Here is a 26,404-nt window from a genome sequence, read left to right as displayed (position 1 = left end):
AGCCTTGTTAATACGATTATAACCATAATTACCAAAATATTACAACCCGCCTGACGAGACTGAATAATAACAGTCGAAACTTTCTCATGCTTATGGAAAAGTCGCGGGAACCTAAGTGGCGCTTTAATAATGAAATTAGCTTAATTGCTATCAAACTTTCGTAAGCGCCAGCCCGTATCAACACTGGACAAAATAAACGGGTCTTAATCAGTGAAGTAAGCTTCGGCTTTTGGGAGATTCGTAGACTCTTTGTCCTTTTAAAAACCAAACAAGCTCCCCTTACAAAATGAAAGAATTAATCGTAGGCATCGACATTAGTCGGTCGTCGATTGCTGCGTGCTTTTTGCTGGCTAAACCCAGCAACCCCCGTGATGACTACTTCGACTCCGACATCGAAGTGTTTCACTCGAACCTTGAAAATTTGAATAGATTAAAGACAAAAATTGACAGCTTTGGGGCTGATAAAGTAGTAGCTATTTGCGAACCTACAGGTATCAATTACGCGAAGCTGTGGATGAATAAGTTGAGTGATTGGGGCTGTGAAGTGCGGATGATTTCCAATAGCAAACTGCCTAACTATAGGGCTGAGCTGATGGGAAAGGAGGGTAAGAGCGGAGCCAAGACTGATGACATTGATGCTTTTGCGATCGCTTGCTGGTATTTCGACAAGTCAGAGCGCGATTATCTCAACATTCGCGACCCTCTCGTCAATCAAATCAAAGTAATTTGCTTGAGACTTGAGCATTTAAACCGCACTCAGAACCCAATCATCAACAGAATGCGCCAAGAGTTAGCTTGGCAGTGCCCAGAAATTGCTTTGGTGCAATCGGCAAAGCTGCAAGACGATTTACCACCACTGTTATGGGGTTGGTTGGCTGAATTGAGAAAGTCGAAGAAGTACGATCGTATCGCAGCGGAGACTATCGGTTCTGGGATTGAAACTCAAACTCGTTGGGCAGCAAATCAATACTGCTATATCGAAGATGAGATTTACAAGCTCAGACGAGAGTTGCAGTTGTTAATTCACGACGAGCGGTTCGAGCAATATCGGGAAATTTTTACTAAATTCGGTTTTGGGTTCCAGTTACAGGGTTACTTGCTGGGAGCAATTTACCCAATCTGTGACTTTCTCAAGGATGGTAAACCTGAAGTCAAAATCAGGAAAAACCGCCAGACCGGAGACGAATCAAAGCTAAAACTGTCTGAGCGGCGGTTCATGCGAGCTGTCGGTATGGGAGTGGTGAGAGAAGATTCTGGACAGAAAAAGAAGGGTAAGCAATCAGGCAGTGCGTTATGCCGCAAAGCTCTGTGGCAATGGTTGTTTACCCGGATTGAGACTACAAAAAATAATCCGCCACTGATGTTTCAGTATGGAGAGGAGCGGATGTCGCCATCGGAAAACTTGCGGCGACGGAAGAAGGGGGGGACTCCTGTTAAGTTGGCCCGTCAGCGAGTGATTGCGCGTTGTGTCCGCGAATTGTTTAAAGAGCTGTGCAATGCCTCAAATCAATAATCCGCAGAATTGGTGTGCCTGCGGGTCATCAACTTGATGGTAAATTGTCTACAGTGAAAGAATACGCTGCCACAAAAGCTAATGGAATCTCTCCCCAATAACTGGGCGGATATTCAGCCGGACATCATATATCAAACACTGGCTGATATGCTAGTATCTTTTAGCAAAAAGCAAATCCGCCTCGGCAAGAGATACGATCAAAATAATAAACATCTCAAAGCCATTCAAAATGGTAGAGTGCCACCCGATGGTAATATAGGTCTTGTTCCTTCAGAAGAAGAAGGCTACGATCTCAAATCAAAGGTATTAGGAGAGGGCGGAGATTACCGCTATCACGGAAAGTTTATAGATGGAGTTTTACAATTTCCTGGCGTTAAAACAAGTCATTAAAGGAGAATTATGCTGATAAATTCAGTAACTTTGACAAATCACCAAATTTGGGATGAACTTGCTAAATTATTAGCACCTGTAGATCTAAATCACCTCGCTACTAAACACCTAGCATCGTGCAATTACAAAATTAATGGTTACTGGCATAGCCAAGAAAAGTTTTATGAAGAGATTACTTTTATTCATCCCATTTGTACCGAGTTAACCAGTTGTTCTATTGGCACAACTCTGATCGATACCCATCCTAGTTCTCACTGGATTAAACTCAAGTTTTTACTCAAAGCGGATTTATCTACTACTGATAATAAGCTAAATAGTGATGATGGTGATGAGGAAATTGGTGAACTAACTCTCATTTTAGATCCCAATCTCAAAGTCCTTGATGAAAACTGGTCGATCGATGTTGATTCTCCTTTTATTGTTGCCACAAGTCAGCGAGATTTTCAGTATTCTGCTTAGAGTGCGATCGCTTTACTCAGCGTTCCCAGACGGTAGGGGCAAAGCCCCGATTACCGCCCAGAAAAGCTAGATTAATGACTACCAACAGCCCGCTTATAGGCCTCATCCAAAACCTCAGAAAGAGTCGGATGAGTATGTACGGCAAAAGCTAAATTATGAACAGAATCCCGCTGCGCGATCGCATTCGCCGCCTCCTGAATTAAATCCGCCGCGTGGAGCCCAAAAATATGAACCCCCAGCAATTCTCCCGTATCCTTACGGAAAATTACCTTAGCTACCCCATCAGTTTCACCCTCAGCGATCGCCTTAGAATTTCCCTTAAAATAACTCTTGACAGTAGCTACCTCAAACCCTTCAGCCTTTCCTAACTCCTTAGCCGCTGGTTCTGTCATTCCCACATAGCTAATTTCTGGGTGAGTAAAAGCCGCCGCTGGTATACTGCGGTAATCCACCTCGCGATCGCGGCCGCAAATATTCTCCACCGCTGCAATCCCCATCGCCGAAGCAGCATGAGCTAACATCATCTTCCCATTCGCATCCCCGATCGCCCACAAATTCGGCACAGGTTCCCCACCCGCCAACACCGCCATTTTGTCATTGACAGGGATAAAACCACGCACAGTTTCCACCCCTACCGACTCCAACCCCAAATTACTACTAACAGGAACTCTCCCCGTAGCTACCAAACAAGCATCCACCTCCAAAACTTCCACAATTTCCTTAGTTTTGGCATCAGCAAGTTCAACCACCACAGGCGAACCAGGAGTCACCTTCATCGCCAAAAGTCCTACCTTAGTCTCAATATCGCGTGGCGTAATCAACACCCGTTCAGCTAACTTAGCAATATCCGGGTCAAAAGTCGGCATCAACTGATCTAATGCCTCAATCATCGTCACTTCGCAACCCAAAGCAGTGTAAATATCCGAAAACTCCAAACCGATATAACCACTACCAATAATTGCCACCCACTGCGGTAAAGATTCCAGTCTCACCGCATCATCGCTAGTAAAAACCGTCTTCCCATCAAGTTCAATTCCACGAGGAACAAAAGGAATCGAACCTGGCGCGAGAATTATATCCTTAGCAGTAATTACCTTCTCACCGCCGCTAGTTTCTACTGTCACTTTTTGCGGCCCCGTGACTTTACCCCAACCTCGGATCGTATCAACACCCAAACGTTTGAGGCTATTGGTCAAATCGCCACGCAGTTTATTGACAATATTGCCAGCATGACTCGCGATCGCACCGCGATCGAAATCCACACTTCCCAATTGAATCCCTAACGTCTTCAAATGGTGAGCATTTCGCAAATCTCGCACTCTTCCCGCCGCCGCCAGCAACGCCTTAGAGGGAATACAACCCCTGTTAACACAAGTACCGCCCATATCCGCCGCTTCGATAATTGCAGTCTTCAAACCGCAGTTAACAGCGTGTATGGCAGCCCCGTGTCCCCCCACGCCAGCACCAATTATCACTAAATCGTAATCAAATCCCTGACTCACCTTACTCTCCTAGTGCCATTTCTTAACCCTCATTCTCGACTAGACTAGGTTAATTAGACAACCTTGACAAGTAACCTGGATGATTAAATCCCAATCATTGTGGCCCACCCCTTACAAGTGTCTTGAGTTGCAAGTCCAGTTGGAGTTTAAAGTTTTAAAGTCTACTATCGGCAAGGTGCATATAGTTTGAGTACAATGTCAAAAGTCTAAGGAGCCACTCCTCATGGAACCAGATCGGCAAGATTTACGCCGGGCCTCAGCCAGAGCCTTTTTTGAGTCTCTTGACCAAATGAACGAGTTAGCACGCGCCCAGGAGGCCAGTCAAGCTGCTAAATCGAATTCGACCTCTGTACCCAGTCCCGCCGCTAAGCAGAAAAAACCTAAACCTCAGTTTAGTTTTGCTGAGCTCGAAGAAGCGATCGCGGATATTGAGCAATTTATGCAGAGTAGAGAGGAGAATAGGGGAGATGGGGAGGATGGGGAGATGGGGAAATGATAAGGATGGGAAGTGGACAAAGAATTAATTAAGAATCTCACTTGAACAGGTTGTTTAAATTACCACAAAACTTGTAGTTTTGTAATACTTAGCTGTTAACAATTAGCCCTCTTCCTTCTTCCTTCCTATGTCAATGGTTGAGTAATAGGTACGTAGTTGCGCTTTAGCGCTCTTTAAACCAGGTACTTAGTTGGAGGTAAGTGGTAGTTGCGCTTCAGCGCCTTAAAGAGCGCTAAAGCGCAACTACATACCTAAATGTTCCTATGAAGGACTACCTTTTTCTGGTAACAAACACTTGTCAGAATCGCAACCAGCCGGCCCAAATTCGGGCAATTCCCCAAAATCGTAGCGCTTCAAAGCTGAATAAAAATCAGTGGTTTGACGGCGGTTGAAAACTTCTTGTACAAGCTTTTCGTAAGTCTCCTTAGCAATCGGCTCAAAAGGCAAGCGAGGGAAAGTTTGCAAGTCATCAAATCGGGCTAAAAGTGCTGCTGAGATGTAGCCTTCATCATCGCGAATTGCTTCATAAATGCGATTGCCCAGAGGTTCTATTTCATTTTCTCGTAATTCTATTGTAGCACTTGTGTTGTGACTTACATAGAATTTTTGCACCTGCATATAAAAGTCTACTTGAGCGAGGGCAGAAAACTTGCCAATCTCGATTTTATCTGCTCCTGGTAAATCGGCCCAAGGTACAGCAACGGGAATTTCAATCAACCATTCTGTACAACGTTCATCGAAGGCATTATTTAGTAAATTACCGTTTTCATCTTTGTCAGATTGAGAGGGAATGACGTTATATCCGTAGTCAATACAAGCTAAGGCTACGGGGTCATTTTTACGGAAAGTAATGCGGCGAATAAAACGCTGTGCTTTCGGAGGATGCCAACCCGGAGATGCACCTGTTAGTAAACTTTTGGTTCCCGAAGGTTGGACAGTTGTACAACGATTTGGACGTTTGAGAGAATGGCGATCGCAGTAATCCCACACAGCTTGATTTACTATTTCTCGCCAACGAGTTAAATACTCTTTTTCCCCCTCTTTAAAGGCGATTCCTTGCTCGGTTTCTGGTCGTCCTTGTTCCCACCAGCGGAGCCAATCAACGCCAAAAGCATGAACAAAGAAATCGAACAAACCTGTAAAAGACACGCCTACAATTGGGTCTAATTGGCGACTGTAATTGTAGCGGGTTTCGACAAATTTGTGATTAAGAAGTGTGGCAACTGATAGAGCAGCGGCGGTGAAAGCTTCCTCCTGTTCTTTGAAGTTTTTTGGATCAATTTGATTGAGGTGAACCTCCCCCAAATTACAGTGAAAATTAGAGCCAATAATTTCCAATTTTGTTATCCTAAAGGCTTTTTATCCTCTAGTTCTATAGGTTCTCATTTTCCTATAGCTCGGCGTACTTTTTCATTTACATTAATTGTAAATGCCTCGCACTCTTGCCAAGATTATATTCTTCATTAAGAAGGTTCACTTGGTACGCTCTACGGTGGTAAAGGCTTTTTATTTCCTCTACTTACCTCGGAATTAACATCTCAGTTTTCTCCGATTTTGCGGGGTTTTTAACGTGAGGCAAAATTACTTACCACACGGGTTTAAGCCCACACGGGCTAACCGATGCTCTAATTCATCAGCATTAATGTTAGGAGCATTTTCTTGAAACCACTCTTTAGCCTTGCCATCGTTATATGCTTGCAAAAATTCTACTTTCAGTGCAGAATTTGATAGCAAATCGCAGTTAGCTCTGGCTACCGCTTCACCAGCCCATTGAATTGCACCTTCACCAGAATAATACTGTTTTCTAACAGCATCAATACATTCTTCTAAGGTAGGTTTGTAATGAAAAACACGAGAGTGATTTGCCATTCTTAAAGCATCACGCTCTGGATCTATTCGCCAATTACCATTCGCATCTTGTTGCCATAGGTTATCTTTGGCATTAGAAAATAGGGGATCATTGCTATCTCCCTGACGAATCCCTGCGCTGCGACGTATATTTCCGGCAACAATTGTCACCGCCGCTTCATCAATCAATAAACAGCATTCAACAGAATTTAATTGCCGCCCTAAAGCCTTATTCAAAATTGCCGCACAGCGATGATAAAGTTCTGCCAATTTCACCGGATTAGCGACACCACCAAAGCCTTTTAATGGTTCTCCCACTGGGCGAACATCGCTTAAGTCAATGACAACTTGCACATCGGCTGAAAATCTTTCATCTGTTGACAATTCCAGTAAACTTTGATAAGATTTAACCCAACCTTGGCGAGAATCTCCTACATAGATGGTTGCCCGATCTCCTTCTACTTTGACTTCTGTTTCTTCCCGTCGCAATTGAGCGGGGGTAGTGCCAATTTCCCCCTGCAATTCAACTAATAAACGATTCCGAATTGGCGGTAATTGGTTAATATATTTGGGTTCGAGAACCGCCCCAGTACCGCAGCCCATCATGGCCAAATCCATTAATAGTCCAAAAGCCCGCCAGTCAGCGATATTTGTTGATGAACAATTATAGGCCCCAGAAAAATTCTCTGGTGCTTCGATCCACTGGCTACCCCCCACCCACAGCCATCTACCGGAGGTGAGGGCTTTAAGTTGGCTTTGCATCCGGTGTAGGAGATCCGCTTCTTCGGGGGTGAGGTTGCCGAGTTTGGCTAAGCCGCGAACCGTGCGATCGCATACCTCTTCCCACGTCTCCCGCCCCTGGGAGGTGCGGCGGCTATAAGTTCTGAAAAACACCGGATTGGCTGCTGGTGCAGTTTCAGGAAAATCGGAGGCATTAAGCCCCTTAATTGCACTCGTCCTTTCAAGTTCTCGAACCATGATTACAGTCTGCTCGGATCACAATAAATCAATAGACTATGACTATAGGCCATGTCAGATATAGGGTCAAATGCTTGACAAATTACACAAGTTGCGCTATATCTAGGGCATAATTCCATACGAACTCAACAAAGTTTCTTAAGCTTGGGCTTTTAGGGCTTCACGCCTGCTGTAAAGCCTCACGCCTGCTTTTCGCGATCGCGCTTTAGATGTCAAATAGGTTCTATAAAGTATTGATGCGAGTTCTAGGATAAAAATAATTATATTTCCAGATTTCGCCACCCAATCAAATTTACGCCAATTTTACCCTCTACGATCGCAAAAATTGTTTCACAGTTCCCACAAGTTCTCGCGGCCCAAAAGGTTTAGCAATATAAGCATCTGCTCCTTGTTTAATACCCCAGTAACGATCGAATTCTTCACCCTTAACCGAGCAAAATATGATGGGTATATTCTGCGTTATCGGATTATTTTTGAGTCGGCGGCAAACCTCAAACCCATTCATTCCCGGCATCACAATGTCTAGAATTACTAAATCTGGGAAATTCACCTCTATTTTCTCGATTGCCTCAGCTCCATCGCTTGCCTCAATCACATTGATGCCGCTACCTTTGAGGAGGTTTGAGATCATCTCCCGATGCGAGTGTTGATCGTCTACAACTATAACTGTCTTCATAAATTTTGAACCGATAACCCTGTTAAAAATCTAACGGAGAGGGGGAGAGGCAGGGCTGTTTCATTCTCGGAAAAACCGCGATTTTGTAGGGGTAGTGCCCCCGTGCCTACCCCCCTCACCAACTCCCCTGCCCCCCTGCTCCCCATCTCCCTATCTTGGCCGGCCGAGGGTAGTGATGTAAAGGACGGCTTCATCAGCAGGAATGCCTAAAACTTCGTTAACGTGGTCGTCGAAAAAGCCACCGATACCGCTGACTCCTAAACGTAGGTGGATGGCTGCAAGATTCAATCTTTGTCCCAAATGGCCAGCATCTAAATGCAGATAGCGGTAAACGCGATCGCCATATTTTGCTACTGCTTTCTTTAAGTCAGCGGTATGAAATAGTACCACCCCTGCGTCCCTCCCTAGTTCTTGTCCCAAACACAAAAAGTGTAACTCACGCCGAAAATTTTTAAACCTGATTTGTCGCAATTCTTGAGCTTTGGGAGCGTAATAGTAACAGCCTTCTTCTAATCCTGTTACGCCAGAAACGGCGATAAATGTTTCAATTAAACTCAGGTCAAAATAATCAGGATAACCGTCTAAACCTTGGTCGATATAGTGTTGTGATTGGTAAGTAAAATCTAGTAAAGCTAGTAATTCTCCCAAACTCAAAGCGGCACCTGTATAGGCGCGGGTAGAACGCCGCTTGAAAATTGTATTTTCTAGGGATTCTAGGTTTGCACCCCAAGGTATAGACGGAGTGACGGCGGAAACTTTTGTGCAGAAAGGGAAGTTGTATTTATCTTCTAGTTGCCCCTCACTTTCATCGGCTTTCCAACCACCAATTCCTAACGGATCTGAGTTAATAAGAGTGGCTTTGTGGAGCGATATTAGCAGTTGACCGTCTGGAATTTTCGGATAGTCTGTCTGCGTGGGCCCTGATAAAGCAGTTCGGAATTTAGGTAAGTTTTGTTCTATTTCTAGCAAATCGGCTAAGGCTGCGATCGCAACTGTTCCTTCTTGTTCCGAGTCTAGGTATAGCAATTCATTCACCGCAGCATCGGCAAATCCACCCATTAAGTGCGGCCGATAGTCATTCAGAGCACAGGCTAACTCGATATTGCCCAGTAGGTGGCCGGTATCTAAGTAAATTCGTCTGTAAGCCCGATCTTCGTAACGCCAAGCTGAACGGAAAAAAACTGCTGTAATGGCGATCGCGAGTTTCGTCTCTTCTAAAGCCGGATGCCAGAAACAAGCCCCTTGTAAAGTCGGCCAAACTTCGCTATTCCAAAAATGAACTAACGAATGAGTCCTGACTTGATAGTTGTAAAGTCCCGCAGGCAAAAGTCCCGTACCGCGAGAAATTAGATAAACCTCTGCTGGGTACAGCCCACCCGCAGAAGGCGCGGATCTCAAATACAGCGGAGCCCCCCCCATTGTCGGTACTTTCGCCGTCAAACCGTAACTACAAAGCAGTAAGCGAGACAAACGCTGCCACCACTTAACATCAGGCTCAGCCGCTAACCCTTCTGATTTATCTCTCAAATAAGGCTTTAAGTCAAAAGTTGCCCCAATTTTATATTCCTTAAAGGAAACTGGCTGTTGTTCCCAATCTAGTTGTTTATTTTTGGCCGCTATGGTTTGAGGGTCGTATTTCGTTCGCTCGTGGTAGTGTTGAGCAATGGAGATGGGAAGTTCTGGCATAAGTTAGTTGAGAAATAGTTCTAAATCAAAGTTTTATCTATCTTGGCATTTCCGATTCGGAAAATGTCGTGAAGTCAGCTACAGGGAAAGCGATCGGCAGTATATCTAAGCTAACTAAATATCTTTCACTGTACACTTTTTTTATAAAATTAATACTGCCGAAACCATTGCTGAAGATTGCATTTCCTTTTAATTCCTCTTGTCCTGATGATTTTTCGCAGTGCAATGAGAAGATTATCGGTGGGAGATATCTCTTGAAACGCGATCGCACTTTAGGGTGTCTTGTATTTGTATCCTACTTTTAGCATGAATTCTAAATTTGCCCGCTCGATATTGTTAGCAAATCGTTACAATATAATTAAATGTTCGTCTTGTAATTGTGTTATAATTCTGCGGGTAACTCTGTTATGACTTCTGTAGTTTCAGCGACTGTTCATAAGATGACCTCTTCACCCACTATAGCTCCCAACAAGTCTAGTCAAGTTACCCGTAAGCCTTATCCGAATTATAAGGTGATTGTACTCAATGACGATTTTAATACCTTTCAGCACGTTTCTGATTGTTTGATGAAGTATATTCCAGGGATGACAAGCGATCGCGCCTGGGAACTCACTAATCAAGTTCACTATGAAGGTCAAGCAACTGTTTGGGTTGGCCCTCAAGAGCAGGCAGAACTATATCATATGCAGCTTGGCCGTGCTGGATTGACAATGGCACCGCTAGAGCAAGCTTAATTTTTACTTAGGTATTACACTCGGATCGTTGCCCTCATCTTCTTGCTTTTTGATCTCTCGCTCAATTGTCAAAGCCTGCTGTTGGTACTCAAAACCTTTATCATAGTCACCAACTTGAAAGTAAGTAGTTGCTAAATTTCTGAGGGCATCGCCTTCACCTTTGCGATCTTTGAGTTCCCGATATATGCTTAACGCCTGTTGCCAAGACTTTAATGCAGCCTGAAATTGACTGCTAAGTGACTCTTGCATACCTTGCTGCAACAACCTATCTGCTGCTGCTTTTCTTTCCGTAGGAATTTGAGCAAAGGCAGTAGAATTGGTAATTAGATAGTTACTATTTTGGCTGTATTGCAAATTTCCGATTACTAGCATTATTACCAGTGCCATTAGTCCTGTTAGTCCTAGCTTTAGGAATTTCATCGCCATCAATTTCTCTCCTTATTTTTGTTTAATAAACTGAATGAAATATTGATGCAGTTGCATTTTAGCAGAAGTTTCCCAGGTGTAGCAAGACAACACAGATTGACTTTACTGCACGGCAACGGGATGTTCAGGCTCATCAACAGCGTCTTTTACAAGCCTAGCCTATTTTGAGTTTTTTTATGAGCGAATAGCACGAAGAAATTCTTTGATTGCCTGTGGTTGTTCTTGTGGTCGAACATACAATGCTAACAACTGCAAGTTTAGATTTGGAAAGAACTGGCTATAAACAACTTCCCGATAGTTAGCTTCGCGTAAATCGTAAAGGGTGAGTTGGTTATTTTGCCACATCAAAACTTCGGGAACCCCAAGTCCTTTGTAAACAGCTAATTTATCCACTCCTCCACTCGTTAAATTAACTTCAATCGCCAAATCTGGTAGTTCTTTGAGAGTATCTATACAGTAGCACTCATCAGGTTCTAGTCCTCGCGCCTTAGCTTTACGTCGAAAAGTTGTCGAACCATAGCCATGTAAGGGAATATCAATCTCCTCCGCATAGCGCTCTAAAAGTCTAGCAAGCACCTTTTTGATCATTTCATGTTCAGGAGAAGGCATAAAGATTTCTAGGGTTCCCTCAAGGTAGATGAGCCGTAATCCAGGATAATCTCCTAGAGTTGTTAATAGGCTTTCATACTGCTGCCAAGTCACGCTGGGCAGGACTACCCGTTGCTCTTCGACATTAGATTGTGGTTGAATTAAGGTGGTCATAGAGAATTTATTAAAGTTCATCAACCTCTTTAGTCCGCGTAGGCGGACTAAAAAAGAAAGAGGGTATTTAAGCCAAATTGGTATTATTTCCAGTTCTGCCAAGAACCATTAAAAATAGAAGTTCCCGGAAAAGCGATCGGGTTTTTATGTTGCTCTAATCGCCTTTGCAACAGTTCTAAATTTGGCTCGTAAGATGGTAATTCATCCACCAATTGATAAGGCAGAATCCCTTTTTCTAGGGCAAAACTAGCAGTAGTTCCCGCCGCCGCACCCGCAGACCATTCAAAGGAATGTACTCGATAAGCCGCCGCCGCCGTGTGGCTAGTAGCAATACTTTTACCGGCCACTAACATATTATCAATTTTCTGCGGAATCAACGCTCTGAGGGGAATTTGGAAAGGATAAGCTTGACCTTGACCCTTGCGAGTTCCTTCCCGTTCAGTATTACCAGGCGCTTCTGGGGGGCTATTAGTCATGCAGGGGTGAAAGTCGATTGCATAGTGACCAATTCCCACAGAATCGGGATAAATAAAAGAGCGCGATCGCGACTTTGTTTCGTCTACAGATTGATCTCCCACAGCCAAAGCTGGTGCGTCTAAACCACCCAAAGCTAACCACAAATCGCGATACTGTTCAGGAGATAGATTCTGACGGTAAAAATCAGCCGCAAAGTTATTACGAGACATATCAACTTCCCACACTGTAAAACCTTGAGGCTGACTCAAACTGGGTCGGCCAATTATTCTCCTTCCTTCCCGCATATAAGGATATTTAGATAATCCATGAAGCGTCCCCATCGGCGAATCTAAACCAGTCAAATAATTAAGATTTGGGTAAGGTTTCTTAACGTTATTTCCAAGTTGAGAATCAGTCGTCCCCTCTGCTAGCCAATAGAAAAATCCTTGGGCATTTTCTTCCCCATGCCGCAAAGTTTCTGTTCGCAAACCACCCATCCAGCCTCCGGGTTGCAATTGACCTGTGGCTTGCAATTGTTCGCGAGTGTAAATTAGGTTATCAGCCGATGTTCCCGGTCGATAATCGTTGCCCCAAGTCCAGTTTTGCATAGAGATATCGCCTGGATATATGGGGTAGTCTTTAGTGTTTGGCGGCCGCTTTTGATCTGGTTTAGTGCTAAAAATTTGGCGGTAGCTAAATACTAGGGGAAAACTGGCTAATCGCTGCAATTCATAACTGTAGTAAGGAGCATATTGTTGATAAAAGGATGGCATTTGATGAGTCTGAGGTTCCTTAGTTGCTTGCATGGCAAAGGTATAGGTAAAACCTTGAGTGCAATAAGGATCGCCAGTGGTGCTACTTGAAGAAGGTTCGAGATAGGAACGCGCATCAATTCCGAGGCGGTAGGGAACGTCAGCTAATCCGATTAATTCGCCTGTTTCGGTGGCATCTATGACGTACCAATTAGTCGGTTTAGCTGTTTGGTTAGATTGATTTGACTGCTTAGCTGTGAAGCGAATAATAGCTTTATTAAATCGCGCGGAATTTTCATATCGATAGGCATCTTCAATGGTTTGAGAAAGAGGTTCGGCGTTGATGGGGGGAGTGCCCGTTGCGGGTTGATGCTGAATCGCGATCGCGCCTTTAATTTGATTCCCAGAAATATCTAAATCTTTGACAACAGTGTTAGGAAACCATTTAAGCGTACCCTTACCTTTTTTTGCCGCATCTTGCAACATTTTAAATAGGATTTTGTGGCCATCGTAAGGCATAAAACAGGAGTAACTAACCCAACAACCGCCGGGATTTAGTCTACCATAATGCTGTTGGAGGCGCGATCGCAATTCTAAGTAGCCGCGAGGATAGAATAAAAGCGATCTTTGAGTGTCCCTTTCATCCAGTGCAGACGTGCCTTGGGATGAAATTTGGCCGCCTATCCAGTCGGTAATTTCAGTTAGGCAAACAGTGCGGCCAGCAAGTAAACTTTCGTAGGCGGTGGCTGCGCCCGAAAGCCCACCACCTACTACCAGAATGTCGCAGTTTTCTTCTTTATCTGGTGTGCGGGGAGGTGCGGCCATTGCGGGACTAATGGCTGAAATTAGGGAGATGAAGGTGAGGGTGATGCTAAGCAGTGATTTGCCTTTTACTTGAAGCTGCATGGTAGATGATGTGTTGATTTCGGACATAGGAATTGAGAGGCATATAGCACTCAAATGTTCATTTTGTACTATACAGCGGTTTCGCGATCGCGTCAGGGGAATATTACTAATTGCTAATCCTTCTCTCGCAATCAATTTCCTAACCCAGATTCAAGGGCTTCTATTAAAGTGGCTTTATCCCAAGGCTTAGGTAAGTAGCGGTGCAGGTTAGCATATTTTTGGGCTCGTTCTATTGCTTCCTCATCGGCTTGTCCTGTCAACAGTACCGTCACAATCTTGGGAAATTGCTGATGAACTTTAATCAGAAATTCATCGCCTTTCATATTAGGCATCAGCCAATCAGAGACAATAATCAAAATGTCAACACCGTCTTCATTTAACTCTTCTATAACTTCCAAAGCTTCATCACCACTCTCGGCAAATTCATAAGTATATTTATTGCCAAAATGATGAGTAAGCTGATCTCTTAAACAGCTTAAAATCATTCTTTCATCATCCACACATAAAATTGCTTTCTTGGGCATAATTAATACTCCCGATCATATTTGTCTAATGGGTAGGGATACCCTAAAGGCAGTCCGCCCTGGCTGGCTGTCTACCTCAATATTACCCTGATGCTTGTCAATAATTTTCTTGACAATATCTAAACCCAATCCGCTACCTTCGCCACTTGCCTTAGTGGTAAAAAATGGCTCAAATATTCTGGTTTTAATTTCTGCTGGAATGCCACAGCCGGAATCAGCAAATTCTACAATTATATTGTTATTTTTTTCTGCAATGGCTATCTCTAAAGTTCCCTTATTATTCATTGCTTGAATAGCATTGTGAATTAGATTTGTCCAAACTTGGTTTAATTCTTCGGGATAACAAAGTATCGCGGGTACTTCCCCATATTTTTTGATAACTTCAATTCCCTGTTTTAGGTGATTTTGATAAATAGTTAAAACTAAATCTATACCATCTTGCACAGCAGCTATAGTCATTTCATCAGAATTATTATGACGGGCGTAACTTTTGAGAGAAAAGACTATTTTAGATGCCCTTTCTACAGCCAATACAATATTCTGGCTGTTATTTTGTTGTAGATATAGGTTATAGATCGCTTCTAAAATAGAGGTGTTATTTTTTTCTTGTAACAAAGTTATAAAGGGAGTAACATCTTGGGTAAAGCCCAATTTAACTAAAGTTTCTGCAATAGTTTCTGCTTCCTGAATATGTTGGCTTTGCAATTCTTGAGCGAGGGTGCGTCTTAATCGTCTTTCTTCTCTAAATGAAATTATTTCCTGGTTGCTTATAGCGCTTTCTAACAAGGTAAAAAAATCGGCTTGTCTTTGAGGAGATAGCTTTTGGATAATTTCGGGTAGTTGTTTAATTGAATTATTAAGAGCAGCAGTGATATTGCCAATTGACGCGCGAATTGCCCCCAAGGGCGTATTAATTTCGTGAGCTACGCCAGCAATTAGTTGTCCTAAAGCGGCCATTTTCTCGGATTGAATTAGTTCTTGTTGAGTGGCTTGGAGTTGCTTAAGAGCAGCAGTTAATTCTTCATTTTTTTTGCGTAGAGCTTCTACAGCTCGTTTTCGATCGCTAATATTGCGAATCATAAATAGTGCCTCATTGGCTCCGCTTACTACCACCCGGACTTCTTCATATTGTAACATACCATCAATCAAAATGTCCTGTTCGTAAATTTGACCTATCCCTGTAGCCAAAGCTTTTTGGAGGCTTTCTAGGTGGCGCTGGGAAACTTCTGGCGGCAAAAAATCTGATATATGTTTGCCAATGGGGTTATAATCAGATGGCAATAAACTAACGATTTCCCTAGTAGCAATATAGCCCAAATAAATGCCCTCCGAGTTAACTCTAAACATCAAGTCTGGTATAGCAGAAAGAATAGCACGATTTTCTAATTCACTTTTGTTCAGCGCTGCTTCTGTGCGCCTGCGCTCTGCGATTTCCTGCTGTAATTCTTGGGTGCGCTCTTCTACTTTTCGCTCCAGGGTTTGATTGTATTCTGCTAATAATTTTTCAGATTGTTTACGTTCTGTTATATCTTGAAAAGCTGCAATCCCATAGACAATTTTTCCCGTTTCATCAAAAATTGGTGTAGTAGAAACTTCTAACGGAACAACTTTATTAGGGTGATGAATTTCGAGATCGTCAACTTTGACACTTTCACCTTTGAGCGCTCGCACAATGGGCAAATTTTCGGTCAAATATAACTCTTTACTTCTCGCTTGATATATTTGATAAACCTCTACCAATTGTTCGCTTTTTGCTCCTGATAAAATCCCTATACCAAGTAAATCCTGTGCTTTCTGATTGGCATAATAAGTCTGTCCAGTTAAATCGTGAACAGATACGCCCACGGGCATTGCTTCTAGGAATTGAGCCATCCGTCTTTCACTTTCACGAACCTCTGTATAAAGTTTAGCATTGGCGATCGCGATCGCAGCTTGCCCAGACAACATTTGTAATATTTCCAACCTGTCTGGAGCGAAAGCACCAGCAGTTAGATTGTTTTCCAGATATAAAATTCCACTAAGTTGACCTCGATTTAGCAAGGGCGTACATAATAGAGATTTGCTTTGATGCTCTTTGATAAATGGATCGTTAGTAAATTTACCATGATATGCAGCATTGTTTTCAACAACTGCTTCTCTGGTATGAGCAACATAATTTACGATCGATACAGGCACGCGGCTATCAATAGAAATTGACTGCAAAACGGCAATCTGTTCTGCATCCACCTTGCCAGAGGCTTCAATTAGCATTTTGCCATCATTTTCTAATATTAAATAACCAACCTGAGCTCCCGCAATTTGAATCATAATCTTCATCAAAGTAGCTAATAACTTATCCAGCTCAATTTCACTCGCGATAGCTTGAGAAGCCTTCATAACTGCGGCTAAATCTAAAACTTCGCCTGACGAGCGAGGGCCTGTTATTCTATTTGTCGCTACTGGAATTCTGTCCACAATTCTATTGGCTGCTGATTTAGTTAGTAACCTAGGGAATTCTTCTTCTGGATTTTTGATTAAAGTATGGGCTGCTTGCTGTACCCAATCATGGCCAAATTTATAATCTTGAATTAACAGTTGTTCATCTAACTCTGACTTAGGTAAAATTAACTCGGAATCAACTGCTGGTGTTAAATATTTAAAAAGTTCTTGCGGAGATTTTTCGCAAATAATAGATAGAGTGCTTAAGTCAAACTCTTCACCTACATAAGCGGCTACACCTAAAATTTGCTGTGTTGATAGTGGCAATTTCTTCAATTTACTAACTATTAACTCTACCAGATCGTCAGTAATGTTAATTGCCTTAATTCGATCTAGATCCCATTCCCAACTCAGACATTCTAAATTAAAAGCGATTAATTTTTCTGTGTCGAGCATTTTTAGAAATTCATTGACAAAGAAAGGATTACCCCCAGTTTTACACAATACCAATTCTGCCAAAGGTTTTACTTTCCCTCTATCACTATGCAAAGTGTCGCAAATCAAATCAGTAATATCCTCTATTGCTAATGGTGCTAAGGTAATCTGATTGACAGTTATCTCTTGCTTGTGTAGTGTCTCAATAGTCATCATTAAAGGATGATTAGTGCTGACTTCCTGAACGCGATATGCTCCAATTAAAAATAAGTATTGGGTGTCAACATCCATCATTATGCGTTCAATTAAACTTAAGGTTGCTACATCTGCCCACTGCAAATCATCCAGAAAGATGACTAAGGGATGCTCTTTTGAACCAAACACCCGAATAAATCTTTGAAAGACTATACTGAAGCGATTTTGCGATTCCTTTGTTCCTAATTTTGCTACTGGCGGCTGCTTACCCACAATTAGTTCTATTTGGGGGATCGCATCAATAATTACTTGACCGTTGCCATTAAATGCGACTAATATTTTTTTTCGCCAAAGGTTTAGCTGTGTTTTACTTTCCATTAATAGTTGCCCTATTAATGATTGAAAAGCATCAATTAGGGCAGAGTAGGTAATATTGCCTCGATCTTTTTTAAAATCTCCTCGAATAAAATAACCTCGCTTTTCTGTAATAGGTTTATAAATTTCGGCAGCCAGGGCTGATTTTCCGCTGCCGGTAGCACCTGCCAAAAGCATTATTTCGGGAAGGTGTAAATCAAAATTTGAGGTGGGACAAGATGATGCTTTTCCCCCGCCTTCTGCTACGCGCTCAAAAGCTGCAAGTAGAGTTGTGATTTCTCTTTTTCTGCCATAAAGTTTTTGAGGAATTTGAAATTTTTCCGAAATATCATTTTCACCAGGAATTAGGTTTTCAATTTCACCATTAGCCTCTAGCTGCATCAGACTACACACTAAATCTATTTGGATACCCCAGGTACTTTGATATCGCTCTTCAGCAGTTTTTGCCATCAATTTCATCACAATTTCTGAAATATTTGGAGGTATTTCTAGATTGATTTTATGAGCAGCAATAGGCTGTTTGGCAATATGACAGTGTACTAATTCCAAAGCATCAGTTGTGGTAAAAGGCAGCTTTCCTGTTAATAGTTCGTAAAGCGTAACGCCAAGGGAGTAAAAGTCTGTGCGATAATCTAGAGAGCGATTCATCCGCCCAGTCTGTTCCGGTGACATATAGGCTAAAGTACCTTCTAAGACATTAGGATTTTTCAGGAGAGGACTAGATTTGCTGAAGATAGTGGCAATGCCAAAGTCTATAATTTTTATTTGCTCGGTTTCTGGATTAAAGATAATATTGGAAGGATTAATATCTCGATGAATAACATTAGCGGCATGAATTGCTGATAAAGTTTCAGTGATTTGAATCGCGATTTGGAGGATTTTATGTAGAGACAGTAAGGTTCTATTCCCCTCCATTTGCCCATTTATTAATTGCGCCAAGGATAATCCACCAAAATCCTCAAGGATTAAGACTAGACTCTGGCGATAAGTTTCTAAACTATAAGCTTTAACTACTCCTTCAATATTCAGTTTTTGTGCAATTTCATATTCTTGCTTGTATCGAATCAGTTCCCCTGGTGCCAGATAGTCCTGTTTAAGAACTTTGAGGATAACGGCTTTGCTATCCTGTTGTCGGATACCTCGGTAAACTAGGGAATTGCTACTTTCATAAATTTGAGTGAGAATCTGGTAGCCGGGAATATTCATAGGGTTGAAATATTGAAACAGTTAACTGTTAACCGTTAACGGTTAACAAAACTTTGGAGATGGGTTTAGCTTCTTGAGTTGAGGTTTTAAGTCTAACATTACATTAATGTAATAATGTTATAGAGCAATTGCGACAATTATAGATCATAATAGAGGTGGAAGCACCTAAAGCCTAGACACCAATAACCGTCACCGGGCTCACCGCCATGAAAAAAATTAATCGCTTACTTCCATTTATCCCTCTTCCAGCTACTCTGTGGTTCGTCGCATCGGCTTTTGCCCAAACCCTACCTATCACCTCCGCCCCCGACGGTACGGGTACTAATGTTACTCAACAGCAAAATCGTTTCGATATTACAGGTGGTAAAACCTCTGGAGATGGGACAAATCTATTTCACAGTTTCCAACAATTTGGACTCAGTGAAGGTCAGATTGCTAACTTTATCTCTAATCCGGCAATTAGAAATATTTTAGGGCGAGTAGTCGGCGGCGATGCTTCAATTATTAACGGTCTAATTCAAGTCAGTGGTGGCAATTCTAACCTATTTTTAATTAATCCTGCTGGGATTATTTTCGGCCCTTCGGCTCAATTAAATGTGCCGGCTTCCTTTACAGCTACGACTGCTACAGGTATTGGCTTTGGATCAAATTGGTTAAATGCCATTGGTAGCAATAACTGGACAAATTTAGTCGGAAATCCTACGGCTTTTACTTTCTCATCCCAACCGGGTTCAATTGTTAATGCTGGGAATTTAACGGTATCAGCGGGAGAGAATATTAGTTTAATTGGTGGTACTATTATCAATACAGGTGCGATCGCGACTCCTGGGGGAAATATTACCATTGCCGCAGTACCGGGTCAAAGCTTAGTCCGAATTAGCCAACCAGGACACTTGTTGAATTTGGAAATTGCAGTTGGCCCGTTAGGTATAGAAAATGGGGTACAACCTGGGAATATTCCCCAACTATTAACGGGTTCTAAGTTAGGTAATGCTACTGGATTAACTCTGCTTGCTGATGGTAGCGTACAACTTACTGGTGTTGGCGTTACAGTACCAACAGCACCGGGAGATGCCATCGCTTCCGGCTCTCTCAACGCCTCTGGTAATACGGGGGGGCAAATTAACATTTTTGGCAATCAAGTTGGATTAATCGGCGCAAAAGTCAACGCTAGTGGGATTTTTGGCGGCGGTACGGTATTGGTTGGTGGGGACTATCGCGGTTTAGGTGCATTGCCAAGGGCCGATCGCACATTTGTCAGCCAAGACTCTACAATTAATGTTGATGCGATTAATAGCGGTAGTGGTGGTCGTGCGATCGTTTGGGCCGATGATATTACTCGCTTCTATGGGAATATTACCGCTCGTGGTGTAGACAATGGCGGTTTTGTCGAAGTTTCAGGTAAACAATTTTTAGATTATCAAGGATTGGCGGATTTGCGATCGCTATCTGGCCAAGTAGGGACTCTGCTTTTAGATCCCACTGACATTACTATCAGCAATACGCCGGATACACCCACAATTGCCTTTGCCAATGGCACTTTTTCTGACACTACTAATAGCAGTTCCAATCTCAGCACCACCACCCTGCAAAATCAACTAGGCTTAAGCAATGTAGTCGTGAATACGGCATCAGGTCTAAGTGCTCTTGGCAATATTACCGTTAGCAGTCCAATTTCTTGGAACAACACCACTTCTTTAACGCTAATCGCTAACAACGATATTACCACTAATCAGCCGATTGTCAATGCCGGTAATGGCGCGATCGCACTCCAAGCTAACAATACCATTGCCGTTAATGCCAATATTACCACCCAAGGCGGCAGCATTACCCTCAATGCCGATCGAGATGGTGGCGGTGTAGGCGCGATCGCGATCGCCAATGCTACTATCAGCAGCAACGGTGGTAGCATCATCTTAGGTGGTGGTAATACTCCCTCAACTTCCCCCGCCGTTGGCACAGCAACAAACCCTGATGGCATTAACATTAACAACAGCACTCTCAATGCTGGTAACGGTAACATCTCTATAGTTGGAACCGGAGTTGCAGGCGTGTCTGGCGCTTCTGGGATTGTAATTGAAAACAATGCGATCGTGCAAACTACCGGCACAGGAACAATTACATTACAAGGTATTGGTGGTAATGGCACTACCAGTAATGATGGTATCGAAATTAACGGCGCAAATACTACAATTAGTTCAGTTGATGGTAATATCCAGCTAACAGGTACTGGCGGTGGAACTGGCGACGACAATAGCGGAATCTTCGTCGCTAATAGTACAGTAAAATCTACTGGTAGCGGTAATATTACCTTAACTGGCAATGGTTCAGCTAGCGGGATAGGAATTAGCAATATAGGTATTGAGTTAGATCAAAGCACATTAACAGCATCCGGTATTGGCAACTTGACTTTAACAGCCATCGGCGGTAATGGTACTGAAGGAATTCTAGTCAATAATAGTGCCATTAACCCGACAGGAGGTAGCGGCACTATCACCCTAACAACAGATGAAATTAGCTTACTTGGTAATACCACAATTGCTGGCAATGGAACGCTACAATTACAGCCACTAACGCCAAGTTTAGGGATTACAATTGGGGGAGATGTCAGCGACAGTACGTTAAATCTAGGTACGACAGAACTAGCAACAATTCAGCCAGGATTTTCTCAAATTACTATTGGGAGAAGTGATACCAGCGGCGCAATTGCGATTGCTGGAGACGCAACCTTTCAAAATCCTACTACTATCCAAGCACCCGGAACCGGTGGTTCAATTACTAACACTGCTGGCAATATTACGGGCAGCAACAATGCTACTATTACTCTCAATGCTAATCAAAATATTGCCATTGGTAACATTACTAATTCTGGCAGAGGAATCACAATCGCCAGTGCTAGCGGTAATATCAATACTGCGGGGACTTTAGATACATCTAGTGCCACTGGTAGCGGCGGCGCGATTTCTCTAACTGCAACTAACGGGATTAAGACAGGTGAAATTAATTCTAGCACCGCATCAGCCACCGCAACTAATGGCGGCACGGTAACGCTTAACGCCGGTAGTAGCAATATCACCCTTAACGGCAATATCAGCACTTCTGCTGTTGTTGGTAGCGGCGGAAGTCTCACTTTTTCTAGCAATGTCATTTTAGCATCACCCGCCATCGCACTAAGCACATTGGGAACGACCGGCAATACTACTGTTGCCTTTAACGGTACTCTCAACGGCACAACAGCTAATACTAATAGCTTAACAGTGAATGCGGGAGCAGGCAATATCACTTTTAGCGGTGCTATTGGTAGTACCACACCGTTAGGAGATTTGACAGTCAATAGTTCTGGAAATACAGCTTTTAGCAATACTGTCAATATCTCAAGCTTAACAACAGATCCAGCCGGAACAACTCAAATTAACGGCAACATAACGGCAACTGGTGCATCTGGAATTAGCCTTGGTGAAGCTGTAACAATTGCTGGCGATATCGCCCTCACAGCTAATAAAATTAACTTCGGAAACACTGTATCGGGAACTGGCAATTTAACTTTACAACCATTTACGCCAACCGTACCGATTGCCATTGGCGGGACAGCAGCTAGCAGCGGTTTAGACTTAACAGCAGCACAATTAGCCTTATTACAAAATGGCTTTAGCTCAATTACAATCGGACGCAGTGATAGTAGCGGTAGTATTAGTCTAGCTGGCAATATTAGTTTCAGCAACCCCGTAACTATTCGCACTCCTGCGGGTACTGGTTCTATTAGCGGAAACGGAACAATTACAGGATCGGGAAATGCGACAATTACGCTATTAGCTAACCAAGATATTACCAGCGGTAATATTACAACTTCAGGTAAAGCTATTACCATAACTAGCTCTACTGGCAACATCAATGCTAGCACAGCGACATTAAATACTAGCTCAACAACTGGTAATGGTGGCCCATTAACACTGAACAGTAATAACAATATTAGTACAGGCAACATTAATACCAGTGGTACCTCTGGCGGCAATGTTACTGTTAATGCTAAAGGCAGCGTAGAAGTTGTTACTATTAACGCCCAAGGTGCAGCCTCTGGTAGCGGTGGGGTAGTTGATATTACGGCCGGTACTCTTGTACGAATTACAGATACTTTTACTGATATTAATAGTATAATTGCTAGTATTTCTACAGCAGGCGGTAGCGGTGGTGGAGCAATTACAATTCGACATGGCGGTAGCACAGTAACTCCCTTTATTGTAGGAAATGCTACCACGAACGGAACAAAGGGGGCGATCGCGAGTGGGGCCAATAATACGATCGCGCCAACATTGACAGTAACAGTTCCCCCAACAACCTACACTCAGGGGAATATTAATATCATTACCACAGCGTCGGCAGCAGCCCCATCACCAACGCCAACACCAGCACCAACACCAGCACCAACAGAGAGCCCGCAGCCTACCCAGAGCCCAACACCAACACCAACCCAGAGCCCGCAGCCTACCCAGAGTCCAACACCAGCACCAACCCAGAGCCCGCAACCCACCCAGAGTCCAACACCAGCACCAACCCAGAGCCCGCAGCCTACCCAGAGTCCAACACCAGCACCAACCCAGAGCCCGCAGCCTACCCAGAGTCCAACACCAGCACCAACCCAGAGCCCGCAGCCTACCCAGAGCCCGCAACCTGTTGCCAATAATCAACAGCAACCTGTTGCCAATAATCAACAGCAACCTGTTGCCAATAATCAACAGCAACCTGTTGCCAATAATCAGCAGCAACCTGTTGCCAATAATCAGCAGCAACCTGTTGCCAATAATCAGCAGCAACCTGTTGCCAATAATCAACAACCCGGAGGAACTGGTAATCAACAACAACCCGGAGGAACTGCTAATCAACAGCAACCCGGAGGAACTGCTAATCAACAGCAACCCGGAGGAACTGCTAATCAACAGCAACCCGGAGGAACTGCTAATCAACAACAACCCGGAGGAATTGTTAACCAGCAACCGGGAGGCAATAATCAACAGCAACCGGGGACAAATAATCAACAGCAACCGGGAGGCAATAATCCACAGCAACCGGGAGGCAATAATCCACAGCAACCGGGAGGCAATAATCAGCAGCAACCGGGAGGCAATAATCAGCAGCAACCGGGAGGCAATAATCAGCAACAACCGGGAGGTAATAATCCACAGCAACCTCCGGGAGGCAATAATCCACAACAACCGGGAGGCAATAATCCACAACAACCGGGAGGCAATAATCCACAGCAACCGGGAGGCAATAATCCACAACAACCGGGAGGCAATAATCCACAACAACCGGGAGGTAATAATCCACAACAACCGGGAGGTAATAATCCACAGCAACCGGGAGGTAATAATCCACAACAACCGGGAGGTAATAATCAACAACCTTTACCGCCGCGAGAACAATTGGCTAATTCCCCAATAAATCCACCTCCCCCCCCAAACCTTCCAGGCATAGGTGCTATTAGGCCCGACAGTCCTATTCTCAATAGCGGTACACTTTACAATCAGCAAATATTAAATGTTGCTCCTGGAATAGATAGGGGCGATCCTGGAAAGCCAGCCAATCCCAACTCTGGATTAATGCCACAACCTCGGAGTGAAAACGGCATCTCTGGCAATCCCGGCAACGGCTCGATATTGCGTGTCGAATCTAATCCCGGCAATAGTCCCTCGCCGCAAAATCCGACACCTAATGGCCCTAAACCTAATGGCAACAGTACACAGCCGCCTGGTGTCCCGCCTAACTCTAGTCTAGCGGGATTCTCGCCAGCCGTAGAAGTAGCTAGGGCTAATCTCAGCCAAACTCTTGATGCTGGAAGAGTCGATATAGCTGTACCTCAAATCGAGGTACTAACTCAGCAGGAATATAAGGATTACTTGGGGGGAAGTCTTTCATTAGGAACGGCTGTAAATTCCGCTCAAAGTATCAGAGAAATGCTCTCAAAAATTGAGAAGCAAACTGGTAATCGGTCTGCAATTCTTTATGCGATCGCACGACCAGATCAACTCGAACTTGTATTAATAACCGCCAGTGGTAAAATCCTGCACGAAACCGTCCGCGAGGCGAATCGCGAGGTGTTAATACAGACTGCAAATCAGTTCCGCGACGAAATCACTAATCCCGTAAAACGTCGCTCCACAACCTATCTAGCATCCGCGCAAAAGCTTTATAAATGGCTACTTAAGCCTTTAGATGCGGAATTGCAAGGGGAAAAAATCGACACGCTGCTGTTTAGTCTCGATGCAGGATTGCGGACGATACCAATTGCCGCGCTTCACGACGGGAAACAATTTCTAGTAGAAAAATATAGTCTAGCGTTAATACCGAGCTTGAGCTTAACTAATACTAGCTACAAAAGCCTTTCTGGTGCTTCAGTTTTGGCAATGGGTGCATCGGTATTTTCTGACAAATCACCTTTACCGGCCGTACCTTTGGAACTGCAAACGATCGCGGCTAAGTGGCCTGGGCAATTTTTTCTCAATGAAGCTTTCACTCTCAAAAATCTCAAATCTCTTCGCTCTGCTACACCTTATCAGATTATCCACTTAGCAACGCACGGCGAATTCAAGCCTGGAGTAGCCGGCAACTCTTACATTCAGTTATGGGATGCCCAACTGCAACTTAATCAGCTTCGGCAGTTAGGCTGGAGTAACCCGCCAGTAGAGTTACTTGTGTTGAGTGCTTGCCGCACGGCGGTGGGAGATAATGGTGCAGAATTGGGATTTGCAGGTCTTGCTGTACAAGCTGGGGTGAAGTCGGCTTTGGCCAGTTTATGGTATGTCTCCGATGAGGGGACGCTGGGGCTGATGGCAGGGTTTTACAGTCAATTGCGGAATGCTGCGATCAAATCTGAAGCTTTGCGGCAAGCACAAATTGCAATGATTAGAGGAGAAATTAAGATAGAGTCTGGTCAATTGCGAGGCGGTGGTGTCGTCAGTAGGGTGATGTTACCGGCTGGGGGAAAAAATCAAGTCAATACAAGTCTATCCCACCCTTATTATTGGAGTGGTTTTACGATGATTGGTAGTCCTTGGTAATTGTTAGTGGTTAGTTGTTGGTTGTTGGTTGTTGGTTGTTAAGTAAATCCTTCTTCCTTCTTCCTTGGTGATTACATTTGCTCCAGATAGCTCAGCAGGTCTGCCATTTCTTGGGGACTTGGCTGAAACTGAGGCATGGGAGGGGTTTTTCCGCTGATTACTTGCTGGATCAGACCGGTTTCAGATTTGCGCTGCGATACACCGTGCAAGTTTGGGCCAATCTGACTGTTGAAATGCCATGCGTGACAACCGGCACAATTCATTTGAAAGATGGCTTGACCCTGGACGGGATCGCCATTCATGGACAAAACGGTTTTGATGTAAGGGTCTGCGGCCTGAAACTGTCTTATGCCTAAAATCGCCACAAGACTTACCAGCGAAACCGCTAGAGCAATCAAAGCGATCCGCTTGACCAGGTGTTGAATTTCATTGCTAGCGAGCTGGTTATCCAAAGGGTGTCTAATTAAATTAAGAATCTACAAAAAAGTTTAATTCACATAACATAGCTTAATGGTTCTCGACAGGAAGGGCAAGGAATTAGTAATTAAAAATTAAAAATTAAAAATTAAAAAATTGTGCGTAACGCCGCCCTCTGGGCGGTTCCGTTACCGC

The 26,404-nt window shown here is 43.6% G+C and carries 17 protein-coding genes; 6 read left to right on the top strand and 11 right to left on the bottom strand.

The genetic code is table 11. The annotated features are described in order from the left end of the window. Nucleotides 1-286: 286 nt before the first annotated feature. The 3 genes from PY364_RS23005 to PY364_RS22995 all read left to right on the top strand — a co-directional run bounded on the left by PY364_RS23005 (nt 287) and on the right by PY364_RS22995 (nt 2,362). Nucleotides 287-1,513, top strand: a complete 1,227-nt coding sequence (locus PY364_RS23005) for a transposase (RefSeq protein ID WP_275526645.1) — start codon at nt 287-289, stop codon at nt 1,511-1,513. Between the two features lie 81 nt (nt 1,514-1,594). Next, a complete protein-coding gene (locus tag PY364_RS23000; protein ID WP_275526643.1) occupies nt 1,595-1,903 on the top strand; it encodes a hypothetical protein in 309 nt (102 codons plus the stop codon). 9 nt (nt 1,904-1,912) lie between these two features. Next, the gene (locus PY364_RS22995; protein ID WP_275526641.1) at nt 1,913-2,362 is read left to right on the top strand and encodes a hypothetical protein; all 450 of its coding nucleotides are present in this window, start codon (nt 1,913-1,915) and stop codon (nt 2,360-2,362) included. Between the two features lie 71 nt (nt 2,363-2,433). Here PY364_RS22995 and lpdA read toward each other — a convergent pair whose 3' ends face one another. Continuing rightward, entirely contained in the window at nt 2,434-3,864 is a 1,431-nt protein-coding gene (gene lpdA, locus PY364_RS22990; protein ID WP_275526639.1) for a dihydrolipoyl dehydrogenase, read from the bottom strand. Between the two features lie 223 nt (nt 3,865-4,087). Here lpdA and PY364_RS22985 point away from each other — a divergent pair, with 223 nt between their 5' ends. Further along, entirely contained in the window at nt 4,088-4,360 is a 273-nt protein-coding gene (locus tag PY364_RS22985; protein ID WP_275526638.1) for a hypothetical protein, read from the top strand. A 261-nt stretch (nt 4,361-4,621) separates the two neighbouring features. Here the strand turns inward: PY364_RS22985 and nrdJ (PY364_RS22980) are convergent, their stop codons facing one another. From nrdJ (PY364_RS22980) to PY364_RS22965, 4 genes are all read right to left on the bottom strand, one after another. Further along, on the bottom strand, nt 4,622-5,698 hold the full coding sequence (gene nrdJ, locus PY364_RS22980) for a ribonucleoside-triphosphate reductase, adenosylcobalamin-dependent (protein ID WP_275526636.1): 1,077 nt from the start codon (nt 5,696-5,698) through the stop codon (nt 4,622-4,624). A 243-nt stretch (nt 5,699-5,941) separates the two neighbouring features. Beyond that, nucleotides 5,942-7,186 (bottom strand): ribonucleoside-triphosphate reductase, adenosylcobalamin-dependent, encoded by a 1,245-nt coding sequence (gene nrdJ / locus PY364_RS22975; RefSeq protein ID WP_275526634.1) that lies wholly within the window; start codon nt 7,184-7,186, stop codon nt 5,942-5,944. Between the two features lie 310 nt (nt 7,187-7,496). Next, on the bottom strand, nt 7,497-7,862 hold the full coding sequence (locus tag PY364_RS22970) for a response regulator (protein WP_275526632.1): 366 nt from the start codon (nt 7,860-7,862) through the stop codon (nt 7,497-7,499). A 150-nt stretch (nt 7,863-8,012) separates the two neighbouring features. Then, nucleotides 8,013-9,548: a SagB/ThcOx family dehydrogenase gene (locus PY364_RS22965; RefSeq protein WP_275526630.1), complete on the bottom strand. Its 1,536-nt coding sequence runs from the start codon at nt 9,546-9,548 to the stop codon at nt 8,013-8,015. Nucleotides 9,549-9,988: 440 nt separating this feature from the next. Here PY364_RS22965 and clpS point away from each other — a divergent pair, with 440 nt between their 5' ends. Further along, a complete protein-coding gene (gene clpS, locus PY364_RS22960) occupies nt 9,989-10,282 on the top strand; it encodes an ATP-dependent Clp protease adapter ClpS (protein ID WP_275526649.1) in 294 nt (97 codons plus the stop codon). Nucleotides 10,283-10,285: 3 nt separating this feature from the next. Here the strand turns inward: clpS and PY364_RS22955 are convergent, their stop codons facing one another. From PY364_RS22955 to PY364_RS22935, 5 genes are all read right to left on the bottom strand, one after another. Beyond that, entirely contained in the window at nt 10,286-10,708 is a 423-nt protein-coding gene (locus PY364_RS22955) for a tetratricopeptide repeat protein (RefSeq protein ID WP_275526628.1), read from the bottom strand. A gap of 174 nt (nt 10,709-10,882) precedes the next feature. Next, nucleotides 10,883-11,470: a Uma2 family endonuclease gene (locus PY364_RS22950; protein WP_275526626.1), complete on the bottom strand. Its 588-nt coding sequence runs from the start codon at nt 11,468-11,470 to the stop codon at nt 10,883-10,885. Between the two features lie 83 nt (nt 11,471-11,553). Continuing rightward, nucleotides 11,554-13,584, bottom strand: coding sequence for an FAD-dependent oxidoreductase (locus PY364_RS22945; RefSeq protein ID WP_343278574.1), 2,031 nt, complete (start codon nt 13,582-13,584; stop codon nt 11,554-11,556). Between the two features lie 131 nt (nt 13,585-13,715). Further along, entirely contained in the window at nt 13,716-14,108 is a 393-nt protein-coding gene (locus PY364_RS22940; RefSeq protein ID WP_275526624.1) for a response regulator, read from the bottom strand. Nucleotides 14,109-14,123: 15 nt separating this feature from the next. Beyond that, nucleotides 14,124-18,737 (bottom strand): AAA family ATPase, encoded by a 4,614-nt coding sequence (locus tag PY364_RS22935; RefSeq protein WP_275526622.1) that lies wholly within the window; start codon nt 18,735-18,737, stop codon nt 14,124-14,126. A gap of 206 nt (nt 18,738-18,943) precedes the next feature. Between PY364_RS22935 and PY364_RS22930 the strand changes: the two genes are divergently transcribed. Beyond that, nucleotides 18,944-25,792: a CHAT domain-containing protein gene (locus tag PY364_RS22930; RefSeq protein ID WP_275526620.1), complete on the top strand. Its 6,849-nt coding sequence runs from the start codon at nt 18,944-18,946 to the stop codon at nt 25,790-25,792. A gap of 71 nt (nt 25,793-25,863) precedes the next feature. Here the strand turns inward: PY364_RS22930 and PY364_RS22925 are convergent, their stop codons facing one another. Then, nucleotides 25,864-26,244 (bottom strand): cytochrome c, encoded by a 381-nt coding sequence (locus PY364_RS22925; protein WP_275526618.1) that lies wholly within the window; start codon nt 26,242-26,244, stop codon nt 25,864-25,866. Between the last annotated feature and the right edge of the window lie 160 nt (nt 26,245-26,404).

Source organism: Kamptonema sp. UHCC 0994 (genome assembly GCF_029167235.1).
Classification (GTDB): Bacteria; Cyanobacteriota; Cyanobacteriia; order Cyanobacteriales; family Microcoleaceae; genus Kamptonema.
Note: the sequence above shows the minus strand (reverse complement) of the source record. Positions and strands in the feature narration are given on the sequence as shown.

What these genes read in the sequence shown, in the direction of transcription:
- clpS (WP_275526649.1), top strand. Translation starts at nt 9,989, where the DNA reads ATGACCTCTTCACCCACTATAGCTCCCAACAAGTCTAGTCAAGTTACC.
- PY364_RS22950 (WP_275526626.1), bottom strand. Translation starts at nt 11,470, where the DNA reads ATGACCACCTTAATTCAACCACAATCTAATGTCGAAGAGCAACGGGTA.
- PY364_RS23005 (WP_275526645.1), top strand. Translation starts at nt 287, where the DNA reads ATGAAAGAATTAATCGTAGGCATCGACATTAGTCGGTCGTCGATTGCT.
- PY364_RS23000 (WP_275526643.1), top strand. Translation starts at nt 1,595, where the DNA reads ATGGAATCTCTCCCCAATAACTGGGCGGATATTCAGCCGGACATCATA.
- PY364_RS22995 (WP_275526641.1), top strand. Translation starts at nt 1,913, where the DNA reads ATGCTGATAAATTCAGTAACTTTGACAAATCACCAAATTTGGGATGAA.
- PY364_RS22955 (WP_275526628.1), bottom strand. Translation starts at nt 10,708, where the DNA reads ATGGCGATGAAATTCCTAAAGCTAGGACTAACAGGACTAATGGCACTG.
- PY364_RS22970 (WP_275526632.1), bottom strand. Translation starts at nt 7,862, where the DNA reads ATGAAGACAGTTATAGTTGTAGACGATCAACACTCGCATCGGGAGATG.
- nrdJ (WP_275526634.1), bottom strand. Translation starts at nt 7,186, where the DNA reads ATGGTTCGAGAACTTGAAAGGACGAGTGCAATTAAGGGGCTTAATGCC.
- PY364_RS22945 (WP_343278574.1), bottom strand. Translation starts at nt 13,584, where the DNA reads ATGCAGCTTCAAGTAAAAGGCAAATCACTGCTTAGCATCACCCTCACC.
- PY364_RS22985 (WP_275526638.1), top strand. Translation starts at nt 4,088, where the DNA reads ATGGAACCAGATCGGCAAGATTTACGCCGGGCCTCAGCCAGAGCCTTT.
- PY364_RS22935 (WP_275526622.1), bottom strand. Translation starts at nt 18,737, where the DNA reads ATGAATATTCCCGGCTACCAGATTCTCACTCAAATTTATGAAAGTAGC.
- PY364_RS22930 (WP_275526620.1), top strand. Translation starts at nt 18,944, where the DNA reads ATGAAAAAAATTAATCGCTTACTTCCATTTATCCCTCTTCCAGCTACT.
- PY364_RS22940 (WP_275526624.1), bottom strand. Translation starts at nt 14,108, where the DNA reads ATGCCCAAGAAAGCAATTTTATGTGTGGATGATGAAAGAATGATTTTA.
- PY364_RS22965 (WP_275526630.1), bottom strand. Translation starts at nt 9,548, where the DNA reads ATGCCAGAACTTCCCATCTCCATTGCTCAACACTACCACGAGCGAACG.